Below are 21188 nucleotides of genomic sequence, written 5' to 3' on the forward strand. Positions count from 1 at the left end.
GCTATGGACGATTTGCAGTCAGGCGCCGTCACGAGCCCGGACACGGCACAACAACCGTTGCTTTCCATCGACAACGTCAGCAAGTGTTTTGCTGTCGCCGGTGGGGGCGTATTTCATGCCCTCAAATCGGTGAGTCTCTCCGTACGGCGGGGAGAAATTGTGGCGCTGGTGGGCGAGAGCGGGTCCGGCAAGTCCACGCTCGGCCGTATTGCCCTTGGGTTGATGTCGCCCGATTCCGGCAGCGTGAGCTTCGACGGGCACTGCCTGACGGGGATGTCCCCGGCCGAGTTCCGTACGAAGAGGACGCGTATGCAGCCGATCTTCCAGGATGCAACAGGGTCGCTCAATCCCCGGCGTTCGGTCCGGGAACTCTTGCTCCAGGCACTGTGGAAGCATCCTGTCGACGCGGAGGTGCGCTGTGTTCGGCTGCTCGAAGATGTGGGATTGCGGCCCGCGGCCAAGTATCTTGAGCGCTATCCGCATGAGCTGAGCGGCGGTCAGCGTCAGCGTGTGTCCATTGCGCGTTCTCTCGCCATGGACCCGTTGCTCATCATCGCGGATGAACCCCTGTCTGGCGCCGACGTTTCAGTTCGTGGACAGGTATTGAACCTGATGCTTGATATTCAAAGGTCGCGCGAGGTCGCGTACTTGATGATCACCCACGATATTTCCATTGCACGCGCGTTTGCGGATCGCGTGGCGGTAATGATGAAGGGCGAACTGGTCGAGGTCGGCGCCGCCGAGGAGGTCCTGGGTAATCCTCAACATCAGTACACACGCCGGCTGGTGGACGCCGTGCCGGTTTTGTCCTGAAAGGACGGCTGTCCGCGACAGGCTCGGGCTTCGTCGAGAATCCATGTCGCAAATGCCTGTAGTGGCCGCGCACTCAATTCGATTGGCTCGGGAAGCACGAGACAGAAGTGCTTGGCAATCGCTTTACCCTCCGGCCAGGGCGCAACCAGACGGCCTTGTTCAAGCTCGGTTTCGACGTAAAGACGCGGCACCAACGCCACTCCCAAGCCGGCTAACGCGGCCTCGATCAGCATGGAATGGAGATCGTAACGAGCACCGATCGAAGGATGGGTAAGCTCGATGCCGGACGCTTGGGCATAGCGCTGCCAGGCGTCCGGATTTTGTCGCCTGTGAAGGCGTGGCAACGCATCGAGCGACATGCTCGCACCGGCGTCTTCGAGAAGCGCCGGACTGCAGACGGGGACCAGCACCTCCTCGAGCAGGTGATGCGGATGCATGCCCGCCCATGCGGGATGCTCGAAGTGAATGGCTGCGTCGAAACCGCTGCCTGCAAGAAGGAAGGGTTCCATCCGTTCCGCGATATGCACCGTAATGTTCGGGTGCTTATCCTGAAAACGCTTTAGCCGGGGGATTAGCCAACGCGTTGCGAAGGTCGGAATCGCTGCGATCTCGATACTCGCGCCGTCGAGGGGCTGCCCCATCAGATACAGGCTGTCCCGTTCCAGCCGATCCAAACTCTCGCGAACCTGCGCTGCGTATCGCGTGCCGTTCGGGGCAAGCCGCACCCGATTCCCGACTCGCTCGAATAGTGCGACGCCCAAAAATGCCTCCAGCCGACCAATCTGACGACTGATGGCGCCCTCGGTGAGCGCCAATTCCTCGGCGGCGCGGGCGAAGCTTCCGTGTCGCGCCGCCGCCTCAAACGCCAGAAGCGCGGAATTGCTCGGGATTTTGCGTCGCATTGGAATCTGGAGACGATGAATGAATGCCAGCTTGAGTAAATATCACTGAAGGTTGGCTTTATTTCGATTTTCACGGGGAAGACATCAGCCTAGCATGACTTTACCGCAATGAAAGTGATGCTTGCAGCGAGATGCGCATCCGTCTCGAAGGACAAATCCGATGATCTATACCGTGGAATGCAATTTCGCCGATCCTCGCAGCGAGGCTGAATGGAATGACTTCTATAGCCTCGAAAAGTTGCCCGCGCTTATCTCGGTGACGGGCTTTCATACGTCGCAGCGCTTCAAGGCGATAAGCGATGGTTGCCCCGTCTACTTGGCCGTCCACACGATCGACGGACTCGACGTTCTGACCGGGGACGAATATCGCCGGAAGGGCGGCGGCAATTTCGCTCGGTGGCAACAACACATCACCGACTGGCACCGAAATCTCTACAGCGGTATCGGCGTGGCGCCCGCGGTCAACGCCGACGAACGCCTCGCGCTGTGCGCAAGCGGCCCCGACTGCCTGACCCGAATGGGTCTCGTCCCGTTGGCCATGCAGGCTGTCGCGCTGGAGAAGTCCCCGGAGCGTCGTTGGCTCGCAAAACTGCGTCTGAGCGATGCCGGTTTTTTGGAGGGCGTCGAAGGCGTTCACCTTTATATGCCGATGACGGAACAACTGACCCGCGTTCGAACGATTCCGGCCACGCAGGGAAAATAGGTCCGTGATGCCAAACGCCGCTTTTCACATTCACTCGGAGCAAATGATGTTCCCGCGCCAGCAAGTCGGTGACTTCACGATTACCGCCATCAGCGATGGCTACCTCACGGCCAGCCTCGACTTACTGACGAATATCGACACCGCGGAGGCCGCCAGAATGCAGGGCGACGCAGGGCAGAAAGAGCCTGCTGCCGTCCATATCAATTGCTATGTAGTGCGCGGAGCGGGTCGCACCGTGCTCATCGACAGCGGCGCGGGTGGGGTCAAGCAATGGGGCGGCCGCCTGAAGCCCAATTTGTTGCTTGCCGGCATCGACCCGTCCACGATCGACACCATCTTGCTTACGCATGCCCACCCTGACCATATAGGGGGGCTGCTGAATGCCGCTGGAGAAGTGGCCTTTCCGGATGCGGAGCTTGTCGTCCAGGAACGAGAGGTGAGGTTCTGGCAGGACGACGCCAATCTGGCGCGTGCCAGCGAGCGGGCGCGCGGAAATTTCCTGATCGCGAACCGGGTGTTCGCCGGCTACCGTGACAGGCTCCGGACTATCGACGATGGGGAAGTGCTTCCCGGTATCCGGGCGATGTCGCTACCGGGACACACCGACGGGCACACCGGCTATCTCCTCGAATCCGGCGACAAGGGGCTGCTGGTTTGGGGAGATGTGGTCCACTTTCCTCATATTCAAATCGAGCGGCCGGAGGTATCGATCGCGTTCGATCAAGACGCGTCCTTGGCCGCCACCACACGTTCCCGGCTTTTGGATCAGGTGAGTTCCGAGCGGCTTCTGATCGCCGGCATGCATCTGGGTGAAGCCGGTTTCGCGAGGATCAGGCTAACCAGAGGGAAATACGGCCTGCTGTACGAGACCGAAGCCTGAACCCATCGGCCGCTGACGCTGCGTTGCTTGCGCAGCATGCATTCGGACGACCCTTTACGAAGCGCTCGGGGCGACGCCCGTGACGATCGGCTGGTAATAGCCCGTTGTCGTTGGCGAAAGGACCTGTACGTGTTTGAATCCGACCTGAACGGCAAGAGCCGCGACCTCTTCGGGCGTAATAGCCCGATAGTGGCCGACGAAATGGCTCGACCGCCAATCGAGACGGCTCGTCTGGAGAGTGATGTACAAGTGAACCATGTAGCGCCGGGCGTCTTGCCAGTCCCAGAGCTGATGAACAATGCGACGAAGGCCGTTGTCCGTATATAGCGATGGCGGCAGCACCGTCGGTCGCTGGGTCAGCAATGCGCCGTAGTCCCTCAAGCTGACGAGCATCTTGCCTCCTGCTCGAAGGCATCTGCGCATTGCCGCCAGCGCCATGGCGACCTCCTCGTCGCTGTCCAGGTGCGGTATGGCGTTGTCGAACGCTATCACCGCGCCGTATTGTCGCGCGTTGCACGTGGCGAGTTGCCTCATGTCGTCCACACGAAACTTGATGTCCAGATTTCGTAGGACGGCCTCGCGAGTCGCTCGCTCGACTTCCGCCTTCGATATATCCGTACCCTCGACGTCATATCCTGCGCGAGCGAGCCCCAACGCTTGAGTACCGATCCCGCATGCACAATCGAGGACGGCGCCAAGCACGCTTGATTCGCCCAATAGTGATGCCAATACCGCCCGCTGACGCTCGATCGCCTTGTCCCAATCATCGAAAATAAGATGATAGGAAGATGCCATGTCGTCGTAGAAGCACTCCAGGGATTGACTCATCGAACACTCATGAAAATGCGAAACTCGTCCGCTCGAACTTCAGGTAGGTCGCCGAAGCGGGGCCACTTGCCGCGTTTGGAACTCGGGACGGATGCGAGGGCTCTGCGTCCAGGTCGTTCCGCATTGTCGATGATAATCGCCATCGCGTCGAACGCCACCTCGTTGGCAACGCCTACGCCACTCGCAGATCCCACAACACGTCCAGAACGTGTTGCGTGGAACGCTCAACGTGCCCTGAACGATGTGCGATGCCGAGCCGACGCCACAGCATCGGGCGTAGCGGGCGCATGACAATCCGGCTGTCGTGCAATGGCATCGTGGCCTCATGGGGCAGGAGCGCTGCACCGTAACCTGCCGCTACCAGACTCTTGATCGCATCGTTGTAGTTGAGCTGTATGCGCGGGGCAGGATGGTGTCCCGCGCTCGCGAACCACTCCGCGGTCAGACGCGAGAGACGCGTGGTTGCGTCATTGAGGATGAGCGGTTGGGCGGCGAGCCATTCGGGCGTGACGCGGGCCGGACACCGCCAATGCGCCGGCACGAAGGCCATCACGGGGTCGCGGCGCCATGGCTTGATCACGAGTCCGGCCACCGGCGGCTGAGGCAGCGCGATCAGCCCGACGTCCAGCGTCCCATCCACCAGTCGGGACAGGGTTTCCTGCGAAGTGAGCACCGCAATCTGAATGTCGATGGCGGGATGGTGCTCGCGCAGGACCTCTAGCGCTTGCGGCAGCAGGTGCGCGATCACGCCTGTGGATGCGCTCAGACGCACACGCCCTTCGAGCCCTTCCACCTGGCGTTGAATATCGTCCAACGCCTGCTCCGCGTCGGCCAGCAGTCGGCGCGCGCGCTCCACCAGTACTTCGCCTATCGCCGTCGGCCCCACATGTCCGCGTTTGCGCGACAGGAGCGGAGCCCCAATGCGGTCTTCGAGTTCGGCGATGTGGAGGCTGACCGTTGGCGGCGCCAGGTGCAATGCTCGCGCCGCATCGGCAAATGAGCCCCGGTCGGTGACGGCGACCAGAGTGCGCAAGCGGTCCAGGCTGATTTCTCGCATGGGGGCGTCCAGATTCAGAAAAACTGAATGTTAACGTTATGAAATTCAACTTTCTCTATTCTAACCGTCCGTGCAACATGGAAGTTCGTTTTCCCGTTTTCTCCTGTTACCACTCACAGTCAGCGGAGTCATCCACGAATGAGCTCTCCCATGGTTTTCATCGACGGCGATCAGGGCACCACCGGGCTGCTGATCCACGAACGGCTGCGCAGCCGGACCGACATCAGACTGTTCACGCTTGCCGCTGCGGAGCGCAAGGATTCGCGGCGTCGCGCAGAAGCCATCAACGCCTGCGACATCGCCATCCTCTGCTTGCCCGATGCCGCCGCGCGTGAGGCAGTGGACGCCATTGTCAATCCTGCCGTCCGGGTTATCGACGCAAGCTCCGCCCACCGCACGCACCCGGACTGGACTTACGGTTTTCCGGAAATGACGCCGGGGCAAGCCGAGCGAATCGCGAACGGACGTCGGGTCACCAATCCCGGTTGCTACCCGACCGGTGCCGTCGGCCTGCTGCGCCCACTGGTGCAGGCTGGGCTCATACCGGGCGAGTACCCGATCAGCATTCATGCGGTATCCGGCTACTCCGGACGCGGGCGCGCAGGCGTGGAAGCGTATGAGGGGCCGGGAGCCGTCAACGCACCTTCATACCAGGTGTATGGGCTGGAACTCGCGCACAAACACGCCCCGGAGATCCAGCAGCACGCCGGGCTCGCGCAGCGTCCCATCTTCACCCCTGCGTATGGGGCATTCCGCCAGGGCATCGTGCTGACGGTACCCCTGGCGTTGCGGTTGCTCTCGCCGGGCGTCGATGGCGCCGCGTTGCACGCGTGCCTCGCACGCCACTATGCCGAGGTGGCCCACGTACGTGTCTTGCCATTGCAGGAATCATGCGCCTTGAAACACCTGGATCCGCAAGCGCTGAACGGAACGAACGACATGTGCCTAAGCGTCTTTCCCAACGAGGAGCATGGGCATGTCCTGCTGTCCGCGGTTTTCGACAATCTTGGCAAAGGCGCATCCGGCGCGGTGGTTCAGAACCTGAACCTGATGCTCGCGCGGCAATAGTGGACCGACGGTTCGAGCCTACGTTCGGCAGCCCTCCGATGCCACCGATTCCTGGCAATCCGGCCAGGGTTGTCGAATGTCTCGTACAGATGGCTTAGAATGGCCGCTCTCGAAAGAACCGTCATGGCCGCAGCCGTGAAGGGCTTTCATTCTTGCAACCAAGTGTGGCGAAGATGAGCGAGCCTTTCATTTCTCTATGCCCGGAGATCACTCGGGCAAACGCGCTGAATTTGATGGATTGGTTGGAAGACGAAAGCGTCGTCCGCTATCTGAGCGATTCGCGTCATGTCTCCCGTTTCATCGAACAAGTCGTCGATCGCGTTCAGTTGCCGATCCTGACGCATCTATTCAACCAGGGCGGGCGGTTCTTCATGGCCTATGACCGGCACGACGAACCTGTGGGATTCGTGCGTCTCGTCAAGACAGGTTCGGACTGTGAAATCGTTCTGGTCATCGGAAACCGCGATAACTGGGGCCGCAGGCTCGGCGCCAGCGCCTTGCGCGAAGGCATGAAGCTCGCCTTCTTCGATATGCGCGCCGAGAGACTCGTCGCCAAAATCCATGCAGACAACACGCGCTCGCTGAAGGCCTTTCTGCGCTGCGGCTTCGTGCCCGATAGCGAAACGCCCACGCTGAAGTCATATGCGATGACCTCGGCCCGTTATCTCCAGCGCCTGCGCGAAGGCGCTCTGGGCGACACCTCAGAAATCCACATCACGGAAATCGACCTGGCCCGGCTCAGGCGTCTGGTTGCGCTCGAGCAAGGCCCGGATGTGGTCGAACTGGAGCACGAGATCGAACGCGCCACCGTCGTCGATGCGCGACAGGTGGCGCGCAGCGTCGTCACGATGAACTCCAGGGCTTTGCTGCATCTGGACGACGAAGAGAGGGAAGTGGCCCTCGTCTACCCACAAGACGCGGACGGCACTGCAGGGAAGATCTCGATTTGCTCCGACGTCGGCTCCGCGATTCTGGGCTACAAGGAGGGCGACGCCATCGACTGGCGGATTCAGGACCGGACCCGCCGTATCTCGATCGAGAAAGTGCTTTACCAGCCGGAAGCCGCGGGCGACTTCCACCTGTAGGTTCGCGAACCGCAGAGCCGGTCCCCGGCTGCGTCATTATGTCGCGATGTATGGAATATGCGTTTGCGTAGGATTCGAAACGCAAATTTTTTATCCATACATTGAGGCTTTAAATGTCCATGCATAACGTCTCGCCCGCCGTTGCCGGACGGGCGGACACGACACCCGGCGCGCGCTGGCGCACGGGGTGCGCGCGCGCCGCGGCGCTCATGGCGATGATGCCGATGAGCGGCTGCACGCTGGAACTGCTCGATCCCAAGGGCAGCGTGGGCGAGCAGGAAAGGCATCTCATCCTGATCGCCCTCGGCGTCATGCTGCTCGTGGTCGTCCCCGTGATCGTGCTCACGCTGGTGTTCTTCTGGCGCTACCGCGAGACCAACACCGCCGCCAAGTACTCGCCCAAATGGGCTCACTCCACGAAGATCGAAGTGGTCGTGTGGACCATCCCCGTGATCATCGTCGTGTCGCTCGCCGTCATGATCTGGGAGACCACGCACAAGCTCGATCCCTACCGGCCGATCGAGCCCGTCGTGGCCGACAAGCCGCCGGTGCGCGTGGAAGTCGTCGCGCTCAACTGGAAGTGGCTCTTCATCTATCCGGACTATCACGTCGCCACCGTCAACCGGCTCGTGCTTCCGGTCGACACGCCCGTGGAATTCAAGATCACGGCCGAATCGCTGATGAACGCATTCTTCATCCCGCAACTCGGCAGCATGGTCTACGCCATGTCCGGCATGCAGACCAAGCTCCACCTGATTGCCAACGAGACCGGCACCTATGCCGGGATGTCGTCGGCCTACAGCGGTGCGGGGTTCTCCGATATGCACTTCAAGGCGCATGTGACCTCGCAGCCCGACTTCGACAAATGGGTGCGCGAGGCGCAGGCCGTACCCGACACGCTCGACGCGCCGACCTATGTCGCGCTCGAAAAGCCGGGCACCGGGGCGCCGGTGGCGATCTACGCCAACGTCATGCCGGGCCTTTTCGACGCCATCGTCGGCAAGTACATGGGGCCCATGGACGGCGCCACGCCGGGCATGCAGGCCTCGGGCCGCACACGCGGCACCCTGGACGACATCATCGCCGCCGCGAATTGCCGCGTGGACGGTCAACTGGATCGCCGCGCGTTGCTCGCGCAGCGTCCCGAGCGCGACGCCGGCGCCCAACCGGCCGCCCCGCGCGCGCTCACGGAGTAAGCCATGTTCGGAAAACTCGATCTCGACGCCATCCCGCTGCACGAGCCCATCATCATGGGCACGCTCGCCGTGGTGCTTCTGGGCGGCGCGGCGCTGCTCGGCGCCATCACCTACTATCGCAAGTGGGGCTACCTCTGGACGGAGTGGATCACGTCCGTCGACCACAAGCGCATCGGCGTGATGTACATCGTCCTCGCGCTCGTCATGCTGCTGCGCGGTTTCGCCGACGCCATCATGATGCGCACGCAGCAGGCGATTGCCGCCGGCGGCGAGGCGGGCTACTTGCCGCCGCATCACTACGATCAGATCTTCACCGCGCACGGTGTGATCATGATCTTCTTCGTGGCCACGCCGCTCGTGCTCGGCCTGATGAACGTGATCGTGCCGCTGCAGATCGGCGCGCGCGACGTGGCGTTCCCTTTCGTGAACTCGCTCTCGTTCTGGCTCTCCGCCATGGGCGCCGTGCTGGTCATGATGTCCATGTTCGTCGGCGACTTCGCCGCAACGGGCTGGGTCGCGTATCCGCCGCTCTCCGAGCTCGGCTACAGCCCGACCGTGGGCGTCGATTACTACATCTGGTCGTTGCAGATATCGGGCCTGGGCACCACGCTCACCGGCATCAACTTCATCGTGACCATCCTGCGCATGCGCGCGCCCGGCATGAACCTGATGAAGATGCCCGTGTTCACGTGGACCGCCCTCATCACGAACATCCTGATCGTGGCCGTGTTCCCGGTGCTCACCGCCACGCTCGCGCTGCTCACGGCCGATCGCTATCTCGACATGCATTTCTTCACGAACGAACTTGGCGGCAATGCCATGATGTACGTGAACCTGATCTGGATCTGGGGCCACCCGGAGGTGTACATCCTGATCCTGCCGGCATTCGGGGCGTTCTCGGAAATCATCGCCACGTTCTCGCGCAAGCCGCTCTTCGGCTACACGTCGATGGTCTACGCCACGTCGTCGATCGGCATCCTGTCGTTCTTCGTGTGGCTGCACCATTTCTTCACGATGGGCTCGGGAGCCAACGTCAATGCCTTCTTCGGCATCATGACGACGATCATCTCCATTCCCACGGGCGTGAAGCTGTTCAACTGGCTGTTCACGATGTACCAGGGCCGCATTCGTTACCATTCGGCCACGCTCTGGACCATCGGCTTCATGGTCACGTTCGCCATCGGCGGCATGACCGGCGTGCTGCTCGCGGTGCCGGGCGCGGACTTCGTGCTGCACAACTCGCTCTTCCTCGTGGCGCACTTCCACAACGTGATCATCGGCGGCGTGGTGTTCGGTTGCCTCGCGGGCATCACGTTCTGGTTCCCGAAGGTCTTCGGCTTCACGCTCAACGAGCGCTGGGGCAAGATCTCCTTCGCCTGCTGGCTCGTCGGCTTCTACCTGGCATTCATGCCGCTTTACGTGCTCGGCTTCAAGGGCATGACGCGTCGCATGAACCACTACGTGCAGCCCGATTGGCAGCCGTACCTGGTGGTGGCGATGGTGGGGGCGGCGCTCATCGGGCTGGGCATTCTGGCGTTCGGCGTGCAACTCGTCGTGAGCATTCGCGATCGCCAGGCCAATCGCGACATGACGGGGGATCCGTGGGATGCGCGCAGCCTGGAATGGGCCACGTCCTCGCCCGCGCCGTTCTACAACTTCGCCCACGTGCCGCGCATCGACTCGCTGGAGCAGCACTGGGACGACAAGGCGCGCGGCCTCGCCTGGCGCGAGCCGAAGCAGTACGAGGCCATTCACATGCCGCGCAACACCGGCACGGGTTTCATCGTCTCGGTCTTCAGCGCCATGATGTGCTTCGCCCTAGTGTGGCACATCTGGTGGCTGGCCGGCGCGAGCCTCGTCGCGACCATCGCCACGTTCCTGTGGCGCACGTACGACCGCGATGTCGATTACTTCGTGCCGGCGGCGCAAGTGGAGCGTATCGAACGCGCCCGCTTCGCCGACCTGCGTGCCGCGCGCGACGCGTCTCAATCTCTGCAAAAGGCCGCCTGATGTCTCCGGCAACTCTCAATCCCGTACAAGGCCACGGCGCGCACGCGCCGGCGCACGATCACGCGCATGACCATCACGACGCCGGCGCGAACACGACGCTCGGTTTCTGGATCTACCTGATGAGCGATTGCCTCATCTTCTGCGTGCTGTTCGCCACGTTCGGCGTGCTCGTGCAGAACACCGCCGGCGGTCCGACCGGACGCGAGCTGTTCGAATTGCCGTTCGTGCTCGGCGAGACGATGCTGCTGCTGCTCTCGAGCTTCACGTTCGGACTGGCGTCGCTTTCGATGCGTCCGGGCAACGAGGCCATCGTGCAGCGCTGGCTGTGGATCACGTTCGCGCTCGGCGCGGCGTTCGTCTCGATGGAGGTCTACGAGTTCTCGGCGCTCGTTCACGAGGGGGCTGGCCCGGGGCGCAGCGCCTTCCTGTCGGCGTTCTTCACGCTCGTGGGCACGCACGGTCTGCATGTGACGTGCGGCTTGCTGTGGCTCGTGGTGATGATCGACCAGATCCGTCGCTTCGGCTTCGATCCGGTGGTGCGACGCCGTCTGCAATGCCTGAGTCTGTTCTGGCACTTCCTGGATCTCGTCTGGATCTGTGTCTTCACCTTCGTTTATCTGCGGGAGTTCGTATGACGAGCGCGCATGTCCACGAACACGCGCACGCATCGCACGGCACGCTGCGCGACTACGTGATCGGCTTCTTCCTGTCGCTCGCGCTGACGTTCGCTTCGTTCGGCGCGGTCATGCTCGGGCGGGTGCCCAAGGGCATGGGACTCGCGGCGATCGTCGTGCTGTGCGTCGCGCAACTGATGGTGCAACTCGTGTACTTCCTGCATATCGGTGCAAAGCGCGGCCAGCGGCAGAATTCGGCGATCTTCCTGTGCACCGCGGGGCTCATCGCCATCATCGTGGCGGGCTCGCTCTGGGTGATGCATAACGCCAACACCAACATGATGCCCACGCACATGTCCATCGACCGGGCCAAGCTGCGCGATTGATCATGGATCGCCTCAAATGCATGGAGGTGTTCGTGCAGGTGGTGCGCGCCGGAAGCCTGTCGGCGGGCGCGGCGGCCTGCGCGATGTCGACGGTGACGGCGGCGCGTCACGTGCAGGCGCTCGAGGCGCGGCTCGGCCAGCCGCTGCTGCGACGCAGTGGGCGCAGGCAGGTGCCGACCGAGCTCGGCCAGCGCTATTTCACCGAATGTGCGGAGGTGCTGGCGCGGGTCGAGAACGCCGACGCGCTGGGCGACGGGGGAACGCGCGCATCGACGCGTTCGCGCGCGGTCGGCCAGCTTCGCGTGAGTGCCCCGACGACGATGGGCGCCCATCTGCTGATGCCGCTCTTTGCAGATTATTTGCAGACGCACCCGGACGTCGCGCTCGATCTCGCGCTCAAGGATCGCGCAGTCGATCTGGAGGAGGAGGGCATTCACGCCGCGTTCCAGGCGGGTGGGCTGCCCGAGCCCGGGCTGGTGGCGCACACGTTGCGCGGCGTGACGCGAATGGCCTGCGCATCGCCCGACTATCTCGCGCGGCGCGGTGTGCCGCGGCAACCGGCCGATCTGGCGGGGCACGATTGCCTCGGCTTTCGCTACGACGATCTACAAGGTGGCTGGCGTTTCGATCATGAGGGCGGGAGCGGTGCTGGCGCTGCGCGCGACGCGCGGCTCATCGCCCACAACCCGCTCGCGCAGTTGCAGGCGGCGGTGCACGGCATGGGCATCGCGTTGCTGCCGGAGTATCTGCTGGCCCCCGAGGTCGCCGCCGGACGGCTGGTGCGCGTGCTCGAAGCGGATGCGCAATGGAGTGAGCCGATGCATCTCGTGCATCTGGCAGGACGCTACGTGTCGTCCAAGCTGGAGGACTTCGTGCGCTACATGGTCGAGCGGCTCGGGCCGGACGCCGGTTCGGCGACAACGCCCGCCTGAGCGGGCCGGGATGGCTGTCGTGGTGAGGGCGTGGGAGTGCCGCGCAGCGCTACGTCGCCGCGGCACCTCCTTCTTCCGGTCGCTCTCCTGTGAGCAGATAGCGCATGAGGTCGGCCACCGGGCGTATGCGCTCGCCGAACGGCAGCGGGTCGCGGCCGCGGAAAAACAGGCCGCGCGCCACGTCGCCACGCACGGCCTGCGCGAGCTTCAGGTCGATGCAGAACTGCCCGATGCGCGCGACGCCGTCGCGCAGCCCGCATGCCTGCAGGCAGTCGAATCCCTCCAGGCAGGCGCGGACCTTCGCCTTCGCCTGCAGTGCCGTCTCTCGTGACAGGTATTTCCTGAGCCAGGGCGTCAGCACGGCGCGCGCCGGCAATCCCGCCACGCTGGTGAATTCGGCAATATCCTCAGGGCGCGCGCTCGCGAGCACTTGCTTGAACGCCGGATGGGCATCCGATTCTTCCGTAACGGCGAACGCCGTGCCGAGTTGGACCCCGGCCGCACCTCGCGCGAGCCAGTGCCGAACCTGCTCATGCCGATGGATGCCGCCGGCCACGATAAGCGGCACGCTGGCCCAGTCGATGCCGAGCGTCGCGTAAATCTCGCGGCACTCCGCGAGCACGCGCTCGAACGAGAAGCGGGCGTCGCCGAGATCCTCGATGCGCGACGCGCCAAGGTGCCCGCCCGCATGCGCCGGATGTTCGATGACGATGGCGTCGGGCAGTCGGCCCTTTTTCATCCACTTGCGCAGCACGAGACTCACACCGCGCGAATCCGACAGGATCGGGATCAGCGCGACGTGGGGATGCGATGCCGTGAGTTCCGGCAGATCGAGCGGCAGCCCCGCGCCCATGACGATGGCCTCGGCCCCGCTCTCGCATGCCTGACGCACCAGTGACGCATGTGCGCTCACCGCCTTCATGACATTTACCGCCACGAGTCCATGGCCGTCCGCAATCGTTTTTGCCGCCCGGATTTCCCGATCGAGAGCGATCAGATTGACCGCTTCGATGGCTGCCTTGTCGCGGCTGCCTTCCACCTGCGCGAGCAAATCGGGGTGATGGTGGCGCAGATCGATACTGGCGATCGTGCCCATGCCGTTGTGGCGCGCCACGGCGCCCGCCAAGCGGTGCGCGGAGATACCGATTCCCATGCCGCCCTGTACCACCGGCACCAGCCGGCGGCCGGCCAGCGTCAGCCATTGCTCTTCCATGTCTATTCCGTTCGTCGAAGTTTGCGCAGGCCGCTTGCTTCGCGCTTGCGCATACGTGAACGGCAGTCTGACACCGGCCCGACGAACGATCCTTGCGATGGGTCAAGTGCGCCGGGCGCTCAGGCGGGGTCGCCCGTGCGACATGACGTCGCAGTCGACGCCGCCGACGCCGCCGACGCCACTTTCGACCGCCCATTCGACCGCCCATTCGACGGCACGGTGCCGAGGGCGATGCCGCCAACGATAAGGGCAAGCGCCATCCAGACGTCCGCACCGAGCGATTCCCGCAGCATGAGCGCCGACGCCAGCGTGCCGACCACCGGTACGCCCAGCAGCCCCAGCGACGTCACGCCGGCGGGCAATTGACGCGTGACGATACCGGCCAGCCAGTATGCGATACCGCCGCCGCCGATTCCGCCATACGCGAGCAACCCGGAGAACCCGGCCCAGCCGGTCACGCGCGGCGCCCCGTCGACCACGGCAGCCAATGTGCACATGACCACGCTCGCGAGCAGTAATTGCCACGGGCTCAACTCGAACGGCCCGTTGACCCAGCGGTGCGCCCGCATATGTACGATGGCCATCGCCCACACGAAGGCCGACACCAGCACGAGCGCGTTGCCGAAGATCGCGTTGCCGTCGCGCCAGTCGAACGCCAGCGGGTTGAACATCACCCCGAGCCCGACGAGGCCGCACGCAAGGCCGAGCAGGCGCTGCGGCGTGAGCGTCTCGCCGAGCCAGAGCCGCGCGGCGGGCATCACCCACAGCGGGGTGGTGTAGGCGAGCACGGCCGAGCGGCCCGCGCTGACGTATTGCAGGCTCAGCGCCACGAGCAGGGAGAACGCCGTCATGTGCAGCAGTCCGACGCTCAGGATCACCGGCCAGTCGCCACGGCGCGGCAGCACGAGCCGCCGCGTGAGCGCGCAGATGACGAACAGCGTCAGCATGCCGATGGTCGCGCGCAACGCCGCGCTCCACCAAGGCGAGACGTGCGCGAGCAGCGCCTTGCTCACCGGCCAGTTCACGCCCCACGTCACGATCACGATGGCGAAGAGCAGGCCCGCATGCGAGCGCACGGGCGAGCGACGCGAGGCGGCGTGCTGAAGACTGTTGGGTAGGTTCACGTGCGCGGACTCCCGGAACGGCATGGACGGCGTGGAGAGAGGGACGGGCGTTCCGTTCGGTGAGGCCGGGCGAGCGCGGTCGGGGAGCGGATGACGCGGTTCCGACAGGTTAGAGCAGGCGTGGAGGGGGGAGAAGCGCCAGACGCGACGCAATCGTTGGTGCCACGTAGCGTCCGGCGTCTGGCGTTCGCGCCGTGTTCAGGCTTTGGGCGGGCGGCCGCTCAGCTTCATGCCGAGGCCGCGCAGGAAGACGCGCACGCCATCGGACTTGCCGAGCTGCGGGCGATGGTGGAAGACGTCGTAGTCGGCGGCTTCGATCATGTCAAGAATGCGCAAGCCGCCATGCACCACGCAGCACAGCTCGAGCCCGAAGCGGCCCGGCACCCGGTTGGCCAGCGGTGCGCCGCGCAACATCATCTGTCGTGCGAAGTCGACTTCGTAGCGCATCAGGGCGCGCCAGCGATCGTCGAGGGTTTGCTTGCCGATGTCGGCATCGCTCACGCCGAAGCGCGCCATGTCGTCCTGCGGCAGATACACACGCGCCTTGCGCCAGTCCACCGCCACGTCCTGCCAGAAGTTGATCAGTTGCAGCGCCGAGCAGATGTCGTCCGAGCACGCGATGTTCTCGGGCGTGTCGAGCTTGAACAGACCGAGCATGATGCGCCCGACCGGATCGGCCGAGCGACGCGTGTAGTCGCGCAGATCGGCGAACGTGGCGTAGCGCTTGACCTCGATGTCCTGGTCGAACGCGGAGAGCAGATCGGAGAACGGCTGCACCGGGAGCCTGTGCTGCGCGATGACCCGCGCGAGCGCGGCGAACAGCGGCTTGTCCTGCGACGTCGGCTGGCCGGCGGCGATCCTGTCGAGTTCGGCCTGGTACGCCGCGAGGCCGGCATGGCGCTCGGCGTTGGTGGCATCGCCCTCGTCGGCAATGTCGTCGGCCGTGCGTGCGAAGTTGTAGATCACGCCGACCGGCGCGCGCATTTCGGGCGGCAACAGAAGGCTGGCGACCGGGAAGTTCTCGTAGTGCTCGATCTTGGCGTCGGAAGTCATCGGGCTGATTCAATGAAGGCAACGTCGCCGCAGCGCCATCGGGCCGCGCGACGGGCGAAAAACAGGCAAAAGGCCACCGAAAAACCGCCCGGGGCTGCGCTGAGCGCCCCGAGATTCTATGCTATCGTTCCCAATTCTGGCGGGAAAGTCGCGCCAATCCCCGGTATACTCCCTTTCTTGCAAGAATCCCCAGAGTTTTTCCGTGGTGTCACCCCGTTCCCCTGCACGACGAGGAGCCTCGTGAGCGTCGCCGAACCGATCGATATTTCGCCTGAGCAAAGCAGCGCTCGCGTGGCCTCGGGCAGCAGTTTCTATGCTGCCATGCGTATTCTGCCGCCCGCGCAGCGCGAAGGCATGTTCGAGATCTATGCCTTTTGCCGCGCCGTGGACGATATTGCCGACGATGGCGACGACACGTCGGCGAGCCGCATGGCGCGCCTGGCTGGCTGGCGCCGCGATCTGGCCGATCTCTACGACGGTCGTCCCGCGCCGTCGCTCGCGAATCTCGCGCGGGTCGTCAAGCAGTTCGGGCTCGAGCACGAGGATTTCCTCGCGGTCATCGACGGCATGGAAATGGACGCCTGCGGCCCCATCGTCGCCCCCGATCTGCCCACGCTCGATCTTTATTGCGATCGCGTGGCGAGCGCCGTCGGCCGACTCTCGGTCAAGGTCTTCGGCATGCCCGAACAGGACGGCATCGATCTGTCCCATCACCTGGGCCGCGCGCTGCAACTCACCAACATTCTTCGCGATATCGACGAAGACGCCGCCATCGGGCGCGTCTACCTGCCGCGCGAGACGCTGGCGGACGCCGGTATCGTCGGCGCGACGCCCGAGAGGGTCGCCGCCGCCGGGCTCGATCGCGCCTGCGCACCGCTCGTCGCGCAAGCGCGTGAGCACTACGCCAGGGCGCACGCCATCATGGCGCGACATCCGCGTCGCGTGGTCGTCGCGCCGGCCGTGATGGCGCGGGCCTATGGCGCGATTCTCGACAAGCTCATTGCGCGCGGCTTCGCCGTGCCGCGAGAGCGCGTGCGCGTGCCGCGCTGGCGCCTGATTCTGATGCTGCTGCGGCAGATGGTCTTCTGATGGCGGGCACGGTTCATGTGATCGGCGCCGGCCTCGCAGGCCTGGCTGCCGCGGTCCGGCTCGCCTCGCGCGGTGTCCCCGTCGTGCTGCACGAAGCGGCGCCACAGGCGGGCGGGCGTTGCCGTTCGTACTTCGATCGTCAACTGAATGCCGTGATCGACAACGGCAATCACCTGGTGCTCTCGGGCAACACGACGATGCGCGAATTCACGCGCGTCATCGGCTCGGAACACACGCTCACCGGCCCGGGCCGCGCCGAGTTCGCTTTCGTCGATCTCGACAGCGACGAACGCTGGACGGTGCGCCTGTCCGAAGGGCGCCTGCCGTGGTGGATTTTCGACCGGAGCGCGCGCGTGCCCGGCACGAAATGGTCGGACTACCTCTCGCTCGCGCCGCTGCTGCGCGCCGGCCCCGAGGCGACGATGACCGACGCCATGCGTTGCCCGCCAACGTTGTACAAGCGATTGATTCACCCGCTGTTCCTGGCCGTGCTCAATGCCGATCCGGCGGAAGGCTCGGCACGGATGGCTGGCGCTGTTATCCGCGAGACGCTGGCCGCAGGCGGCAAGGCGTGCCATCCGCTCATCGCGAGCGACGGGCTCGACGTGTCGTTCGTCACGCCGGCGCTGGCGTTCCTGGAAGCGAAGGGCGCGCAGGTGATGATGCAGCACCGGGTGCGGGCACTGGGCTATGCGGCCGACGGCAGCCGCGTCGAATCGATCGACTTCGGCGACGGGCCGCGAAGGCTCGCGGCCGACGATGCCGTTGTCCTTGCGGTGCCGCCGAACGTTGCAGCCTCGCTGGTGCCCGGACTGACGACGCCGGACGAATACCGCGCCATCGTCAACGCGCACTTCCAGGTGCCGCCGCCGGCGGGCTGTCCGCCGATGATCGGCGTGGTCAATGGCGTGAGCGACTGGATCTTCGCGTTCGAGGACCGTCTGTCGGTGACGATCAGCGGCGCAGACCATCTGCTCGACGAATCGCGCGAATCGCTCGCGCTTCATATCTGGGAAGAGGTCGCACGCGCCTGCCGGGTTCCGGCCACGCCGATGCCGGTGTGGCAGTTGGTGCGCGAGAAGCGCGCCACGTTTGCAGCTACGCCGGCGCAGGACAAACGCCGCCCCGGCACCAAAACGCGCTGGCACAATCTCATGCTGGCCGGAGACTGGACGGCCACCGGGCTGCCCGCGACCATCGAAGGGGCGCTGCGCAGCGGCAACCAGGCGGCCGACGAACTTCGTCCGGCCTGAAGTCATTGTTCTGAAGTCTTTGTTTTCCGCGGCGTGCAACCGGCGCCGCTCACTCGCCTTTGAACGGGCAAGAACGTCATGGACACGATACGCGATGCTTCCGACAAGGAAGCGCGACGCACGGCCACTGCCACGGCCGTGGACCTCAAACTGCATACCGAGCTCGCTCAGAAGGTGAGCACGGCAATGGCCACGCAGACGCTGGAGAGCGGCATCGAACGCTCGATCACGGCGCTGCTCGACCTGCAACAGGACGACGGTCACTGGCTCTTCGAACTCGAAGCCGATTCGACCATTCCGGCCGAATACGTGCTGCTCCGTCATCATCTCGGCGAGAAGATCGACGCCGAGCTCGAAGCGAAGATCGCGGCGTACCTGCGTCGCATCCAGGGCGAGCATGGCGGCTGGCCGCTGTTCCATAACGGCAAGTTCGATATGAGCGCGAGCGTGAAGGCCTATTTCGCGCTCAAGATGATCGGCGAGCCGATCGACGCCCCACACATGGTGCGTGCGCGCGAAGCCATCCTCTCGCGTGGCGGGGCGCAGAATTCCAACGTCTTCACGCGAATTCTGCTCGCGCTGTACGGCGTGGTGGAGTGGAAGGCGGTGCCGATGATGCCCGTCGAAATCATGCTGCTGCCGAAGTGGTTCCCGTTCCATCTCTCGAAGGTGTCGTACTGGGCCCGTACGGTGATCGTGCCGCTGCTGGTGCTGCAAGCCAAGCGTCCGCGCGCGCGCAACCCGAAGGGCGTGGGCATCGACGAACTGTTCATCGGTAGCCCGAAGGATGTCGGTCCGCCCAAGCGCGCCCCGCATCAGAGCCGCTTCTGGTTCACGTTCTTTGCCGGCGTCGACCATGTGCTGCGCGCGCTCGACCCGTTTTTCCCGAAGAAGTTGCGCGAGAAGTCCGTCCGGCGTGCCGTCGAGTTCGTCGAAGAGCGTCTCAATGGCGAAGACGGGCTGGGCGCGATTTATCCGGCGATGGCCAACGCGGTCATGATGTATGACGTGCTCGGCTATCCGGAAGATCATCCGAGCCGGGCGATTGCGCGCAAGTCGGTGGAGAAGCTGGTCACGCCGGCCGACCACGAGACGTACGTGCAGCCATGCCTGTCGCCCGTGTGGGACACCGCGCTGTCGGCGCACGCGCTGCTCGAGACGGGCGACAAGCGCGCCATCGAGATGGCCGGCAAGGGGCTGGAATGGCTCATTCCGCTGCAGATTCTCGACGTGCGCGGCGACTGGATCTCGCGTCGTCCGAACGTGCGTCCGGGCGGCTGGGCCTTCCAGTTCGCCAATCCGCACTATCCGGACGTGGACGATACGGCCGTCGTGGCGATGGCCATGGATCGCTACGAAAAGCTCGCGGGCAAATTCGAGGGCGACAAGGTCGACGAGAGCTCGCGTCCGATGCGCCATGCCATCGACCGGGGCACCGAGTGGGTCATCGGCATGCAGAGTCGCAATGGCGGCTGGGGCGCGTTCGAGCCGGAGAACACGCATCTGTATTTGAACAATATTCCGTTCTCCGACCATGGGGCGCTGCTCGACCCGCCGACGGTGGACGTGTCGGCCCGCTGCCTGTCGATGCTCGCACAACTGCCGCAATCGCCGGCGCGTCGCGCTTCGGCCGAACTGGCGCTCAAGTACATCCTCGACGATCAGGAACCGGACGGCAGCTGGTACGGCCGCTGGGGCATGAATTTCGTGTACGGCACGTGGTCGGCGCTGTGCGGCTTGCAGGCCGCCGGCCTGCATCCGGAACACCCCGCGATGGCCAAGGCGGCGCAGTGGCTCATCTCGATCCAGAACGCCGATGGCGGCTGGGGCGAGGACGGCGACAGCTACAAGCTCGAGTACAAGGGCTATGAAGCCGCACCGAGTACGTCGTCGCAGACGGCCTGGGCGCTGCTGGGCCTGATGGCGGCAGGCAAGGTCGAGCATCCGGCGGTCAAGCGCGGCGTCGATTACCTGCTCAACACGCAGAACGACGAAGGTCTGTGGGACGAGGAACTCTACACGGCGACGGGCTTCCCGCGCGTGTTCTATCTGCGCTACCACGGCTATCGCAAGTTCTTCCCGCTGTGGGCGCTTGCGCGTTACCGCAACCTCACGGTGCGCAACGATTGCCCCGTGCCCTGCGGCATGTAAGGGATCGTATGAGCGCGCCCATCCTCGTCGTGACCGGCATGCCGTTCGAAGCCCGCATCGCGCGTGGCGACGGCGTGCACGTCGTCTGTGCGCAGAACGCCACGCTCTCGGCGGAACTCGAGGCGGCGATTGCGCAGCATGGCGCGCGCGGGCTCGTGAGCTTCGGCACGGCGGGTGGCCTTATCCCGGGAGCGAAGCCGGGGCAGTGGATCATCGCGCACAAGGTGCTCGATATGCCGCAAGCGTCCTCCGGCGAATACGTTGCCCATATCACCCATGTCACCCATATAGCCTGGGCGGAAACCTTGCGCCGCGCCATGCCCGGCGCGCTGCGGGCCGATCTGGCCGGCGTGACGGCGCCTGTCGTCACGGCCGACGACAAGGCCGCGCTCGCGCGCGCGAGCGGTGCGGCGGCGGCCGATATGGAGTCGCATATCGTGGCGCGCGTCGCGCAGGCGCACGGGTTGCCGTTCGTGGCCGCACGCGTGGTGATCGATCCTGCGGAGCGGTCCTTGCCGCCGGCGGCGCTGGCCGGCATGCGTGCCGACGGATCGGCGGACATTCTGGGCGTGTTGCGTTCGCTCGCCGGGAATCCGTGGCAACTGCCGGCGCTGCTGCGCGTGGGGCAGGACGCGAGCCGTGCAAAGCGTGCGATGCAGGCCGGGCGTCAAGTCATCTCGCTGCGTCTCGGTGCGGGATTCGGAGCGCAGACAGCGGGTATCTGACGACGTTGATGGGCGCAACGTCCCGGCGTCCGGCTAACAAAATGCCAGCGTGTCGCGAAGACAGGCTGGCATTTTTTTCGGCTCCGGTTGCAATTGCCGTGGCAGC

At 64.5% G+C, this 21188-nt stretch carries 20 protein-coding genes; 14 read left to right on the plus strand and 6 right to left on the minus strand.

Annotated features, from left to right (window positions below):
* Positions 1–3: 3 nt before the first annotated feature.
* Positions 4–813, plus strand: a complete 810-nt coding sequence (locus RO07_RS07620) for an ABC transporter ATP-binding protein (protein ID WP_052267109.1) — start codon at positions 4–6, stop codon at positions 811–813.
* Here the strand turns inward: RO07_RS07620 and RO07_RS07625 are convergent.
* Entirely contained in the window at positions 768–1715 is a 948-nt protein-coding gene (locus RO07_RS07625) for a LysR substrate-binding domain-containing protein (RefSeq protein ID WP_052267110.1), read from the minus strand. The two genes, RO07_RS07620 and RO07_RS07625, sit on opposite strands and share 46 nt — an antisense overlap.
* Before the next feature lie 160 nt (positions 1716–1875).
* Here RO07_RS07625 and RO07_RS07630 point away from each other — a divergent pair, with 160 nt between their 5' ends.
* Together RO07_RS07630 and RO07_RS07635 are read left to right on the plus strand one after the other, a co-directional pair.
* Positions 1876–2418 carry a hypothetical protein gene (locus tag RO07_RS07630; RefSeq protein WP_039409483.1) on the plus strand — a complete coding sequence of 181 codons (543 nt, stop codon included), beginning with the start codon at positions 1876–1878 and terminating at the stop codon, positions 2416–2418.
* A 43-nt stretch (positions 2419–2461) separates the two neighbouring features.
* Positions 2462–3298 carry an MBL fold metallo-hydrolase gene (locus RO07_RS07635; protein WP_039414670.1) on the plus strand — a complete coding sequence of 279 codons (837 nt, stop codon included), beginning with the start codon at positions 2462–2464 and terminating at the stop codon, positions 3296–3298.
* Positions 3299–3352: 54 nt separating this feature from the next.
* On the opposite strand, the gene RO07_RS07640 is transcribed toward RO07_RS07635, so the two are convergent.
* Together RO07_RS07640 and RO07_RS07645 are read right to left on the minus strand one after the other, a co-directional pair.
* Positions 3353–4126, minus strand: a complete 774-nt coding sequence (locus tag RO07_RS07640; protein ID WP_039409485.1) for a class I SAM-dependent methyltransferase — start codon at positions 4124–4126, stop codon at positions 3353–3355.
* A 172-nt stretch (positions 4127–4298) separates the two neighbouring features.
* Positions 4299–5183 (minus strand): LysR family transcriptional regulator, encoded by an 885-nt coding sequence (locus RO07_RS07645; protein ID WP_039409487.1) that lies wholly within the window; start codon positions 5181–5183, stop codon positions 4299–4301.
* A gap of 138 nt (positions 5184–5321) precedes the next feature.
* Here RO07_RS07645 and argC point away from each other — a divergent pair, with 138 nt between their 5' ends.
* The 7 genes from argC to RO07_RS07680 all read left to right on the plus strand — a co-directional run bounded on the left by argC (position 5322) and on the right by RO07_RS07680 (position 12474).
* Positions 5322–6251, plus strand: coding sequence for an N-acetyl-gamma-glutamyl-phosphate reductase (argC, locus tag RO07_RS07650; RefSeq protein ID WP_039409489.1), 930 nt, complete (start codon positions 5322–5324; stop codon positions 6249–6251).
* A 173-nt stretch (positions 6252–6424) separates the two neighbouring features.
* Positions 6425–7336 (plus strand): bifunctional GNAT family N-acetyltransferase/nucleoside diphosphate kinase regulator, encoded by a 912-nt coding sequence (locus RO07_RS07655; RefSeq protein WP_039409491.1) that lies wholly within the window; start codon positions 6425–6427, stop codon positions 7334–7336.
* 209 nt (positions 7337–7545) lie between these two features.
* Positions 7546–8532 carry a ubiquinol oxidase subunit II gene (gene cyoA / locus RO07_RS07660; RefSeq protein ID WP_084072831.1) on the plus strand — a complete coding sequence of 329 codons (987 nt, stop codon included), beginning with the start codon at positions 7546–7548 and terminating at the stop codon, positions 8530–8532.
* 3 nt (positions 8533–8535) lie between these two features.
* Positions 8536–10542, plus strand: coding sequence for a cytochrome o ubiquinol oxidase subunit I (gene cyoB, locus RO07_RS07665; RefSeq protein ID WP_039409493.1), 2007 nt, complete (start codon positions 8536–8538; stop codon positions 10540–10542).
* Positions 10542–11177: a cytochrome o ubiquinol oxidase subunit III gene (cyoC, locus tag RO07_RS07670; RefSeq protein ID WP_039409497.1), complete on the plus strand. Its 636-nt coding sequence runs from the start codon at positions 10542–10544 to the stop codon at positions 11175–11177. The genes cyoB and cyoC overlap by 1 nt, the downstream gene beginning before the upstream one ends.
* The gene (cyoD, locus tag RO07_RS07675) at positions 11174–11542 is read left to right on the plus strand and encodes a cytochrome o ubiquinol oxidase subunit IV (protein ID WP_039409500.1); all 369 of its coding nucleotides are present in this window, start codon (positions 11174–11176) and stop codon (positions 11540–11542) included. Before cyoC ends, cyoD begins: the two co-directional genes overlap by 4 nt.
* Before the next feature lie 2 nt (positions 11543–11544).
* Positions 11545–12474, plus strand: a complete 930-nt coding sequence (locus RO07_RS07680; RefSeq protein WP_039409502.1) for a LysR family transcriptional regulator — start codon at positions 11545–11547, stop codon at positions 12472–12474.
* Positions 12475–12523: 49 nt separating this feature from the next.
* Here the strand turns inward: RO07_RS07680 and RO07_RS07685 are convergent, their stop codons facing one another.
* The 3 genes from RO07_RS07685 to hpnC all read right to left on the minus strand — a co-directional run bounded on the left by RO07_RS07685 (position 12524) and on the right by hpnC (position 15864).
* Positions 12524–13687: an NAD(P)H-dependent flavin oxidoreductase gene (locus RO07_RS07685; protein WP_039409505.1), complete on the minus strand. Its 1164-nt coding sequence runs from the start codon at positions 13685–13687 to the stop codon at positions 12524–12526.
* A 119-nt stretch (positions 13688–13806) separates the two neighbouring features.
* Positions 13807–14811 carry a DMT family transporter gene (locus RO07_RS07690; RefSeq protein WP_237171397.1) on the minus strand — a complete coding sequence of 335 codons (1005 nt, stop codon included), beginning with the start codon at positions 14809–14811 and terminating at the stop codon, positions 13807–13809.
* 198 nt (positions 14812–15009) lie between these two features.
* On the minus strand, positions 15010–15864 hold the full coding sequence (gene hpnC / locus RO07_RS07695; protein WP_039409507.1) for a squalene synthase HpnC: 855 nt from the start codon (positions 15862–15864) through the stop codon (positions 15010–15012).
* Positions 15865–16104: 240 nt separating this feature from the next.
* Here hpnC and hpnD point away from each other — a divergent pair, with 240 nt between their 5' ends.
* The 4 genes from hpnD (at position 16105) to RO07_RS07715 (ending at position 21082) form a co-directional block, all read left to right on the plus strand.
* Complete coding sequence (gene hpnD / locus RO07_RS07700) at positions 16105–16953, plus strand: presqualene diphosphate synthase HpnD (protein WP_115088873.1); 849 nt, start codon at positions 16105–16107, stop codon at positions 16951–16953.
* Entirely contained in the window at positions 16953–18206 is a 1254-nt protein-coding gene (hpnE, locus tag RO07_RS07705) for a hydroxysqualene dehydroxylase HpnE (RefSeq protein WP_039409509.1), read from the plus strand. Before hpnD ends, hpnE begins: the two co-directional genes overlap by 1 nt.
* Before the next feature lie 186 nt (positions 18207–18392).
* Positions 18393–20357 carry a squalene--hopene cyclase gene (shc, locus tag RO07_RS07710; protein ID WP_052267547.1) on the plus strand — a complete coding sequence of 655 codons (1965 nt, stop codon included), beginning with the start codon at positions 18393–18395 and terminating at the stop codon, positions 20355–20357.
* A gap of 8 nt (positions 20358–20365) precedes the next feature.
* Entirely contained in the window at positions 20366–21082 is a 717-nt protein-coding gene (locus RO07_RS07715; RefSeq protein ID WP_052267111.1) for a phosphorylase, read from the plus strand.
* The last annotated feature ends 106 nt before the right edge of the window (positions 21083–21188 follow it).

It is taken from the genome of Pandoraea pulmonicola, from assembly GCF_000815105.2.
In the GTDB taxonomy this organism is placed as follows: domain Bacteria; phylum Pseudomonadota; class Gammaproteobacteria; order Burkholderiales; family Burkholderiaceae; genus Pandoraea; species Pandoraea pulmonicola.

Excerpts from the sequence above, each read along its gene's own strand:
- RO07_RS07620 (WP_052267109.1), top strand. The coding sequence starts at position 4 with ATGGACGATTTGCAGTCAGGCGCCGTCACGAGCCCGGACACGGCACAA.
- RO07_RS07625 (WP_052267110.1), bottom strand. The coding sequence starts at position 1,715 with ATGCGACGCAAAATCCCGAGCAATTCCGCGCTTCTGGCGTTTGAGGCG.
- RO07_RS07630 (WP_039409483.1), top strand. The coding sequence starts at position 1,876 with ATGATCTATACCGTGGAATGCAATTTCGCCGATCCTCGCAGCGAGGCT.
- RO07_RS07635 (WP_039414670.1), top strand. The coding sequence starts at position 2,462 with ATGATGTTCCCGCGCCAGCAAGTCGGTGACTTCACGATTACCGCCATC.
- RO07_RS07640 (WP_039409485.1), bottom strand. The coding sequence starts at position 4,126 with ATGAGTCAATCCCTGGAGTGCTTCTACGACGACATGGCATCTTCCTAT.
- RO07_RS07645 (WP_039409487.1), bottom strand. The coding sequence starts at position 5,183 with ATGCGAGAAATCAGCCTGGACCGCTTGCGCACTCTGGTCGCCGTCACC.
- argC (WP_039409489.1), top strand. The coding sequence starts at position 5,322 with ATGAGCTCTCCCATGGTTTTCATCGACGGCGATCAGGGCACCACCGGG.
- RO07_RS07655 (WP_039409491.1), top strand. The coding sequence starts at position 6,425 with ATGAGCGAGCCTTTCATTTCTCTATGCCCGGAGATCACTCGGGCAAAC.
- cyoA (WP_084072831.1), top strand. The coding sequence starts at position 7,546 with ATGGCGATGATGCCGATGAGCGGCTGCACGCTGGAACTGCTCGATCCC.
- cyoB (WP_039409493.1), top strand. The coding sequence starts at position 8,536 with ATGTTCGGAAAACTCGATCTCGACGCCATCCCGCTGCACGAGCCCATC.
- cyoC (WP_039409497.1), top strand. The coding sequence starts at position 10,542 with ATGTCTCCGGCAACTCTCAATCCCGTACAAGGCCACGGCGCGCACGCG.
- cyoD (WP_039409500.1), top strand. The coding sequence starts at position 11,174 with ATGACGAGCGCGCATGTCCACGAACACGCGCACGCATCGCACGGCACG.
- RO07_RS07680 (WP_039409502.1), top strand. The coding sequence starts at position 11,545 with ATGGATCGCCTCAAATGCATGGAGGTGTTCGTGCAGGTGGTGCGCGCC.
- RO07_RS07685 (WP_039409505.1), bottom strand. The coding sequence starts at position 13,687 with ATGGAAGAGCAATGGCTGACGCTGGCCGGCCGCCGGCTGGTGCCGGTG.
- hpnC (WP_039409507.1), bottom strand. The coding sequence starts at position 15,864 with ATGACTTCCGACGCCAAGATCGAGCACTACGAGAACTTCCCGGTCGCC.
- hpnE (WP_039409509.1), top strand. The coding sequence starts at position 16,953 with ATGGCGGGCACGGTTCATGTGATCGGCGCCGGCCTCGCAGGCCTGGCT.
- shc (WP_052267547.1), top strand. The coding sequence starts at position 18,393 with ATGGCCACGCAGACGCTGGAGAGCGGCATCGAACGCTCGATCACGGCG.
- RO07_RS07715 (WP_052267111.1), top strand. The coding sequence starts at position 20,366 with ATGAGCGCGCCCATCCTCGTCGTGACCGGCATGCCGTTCGAAGCCCGC.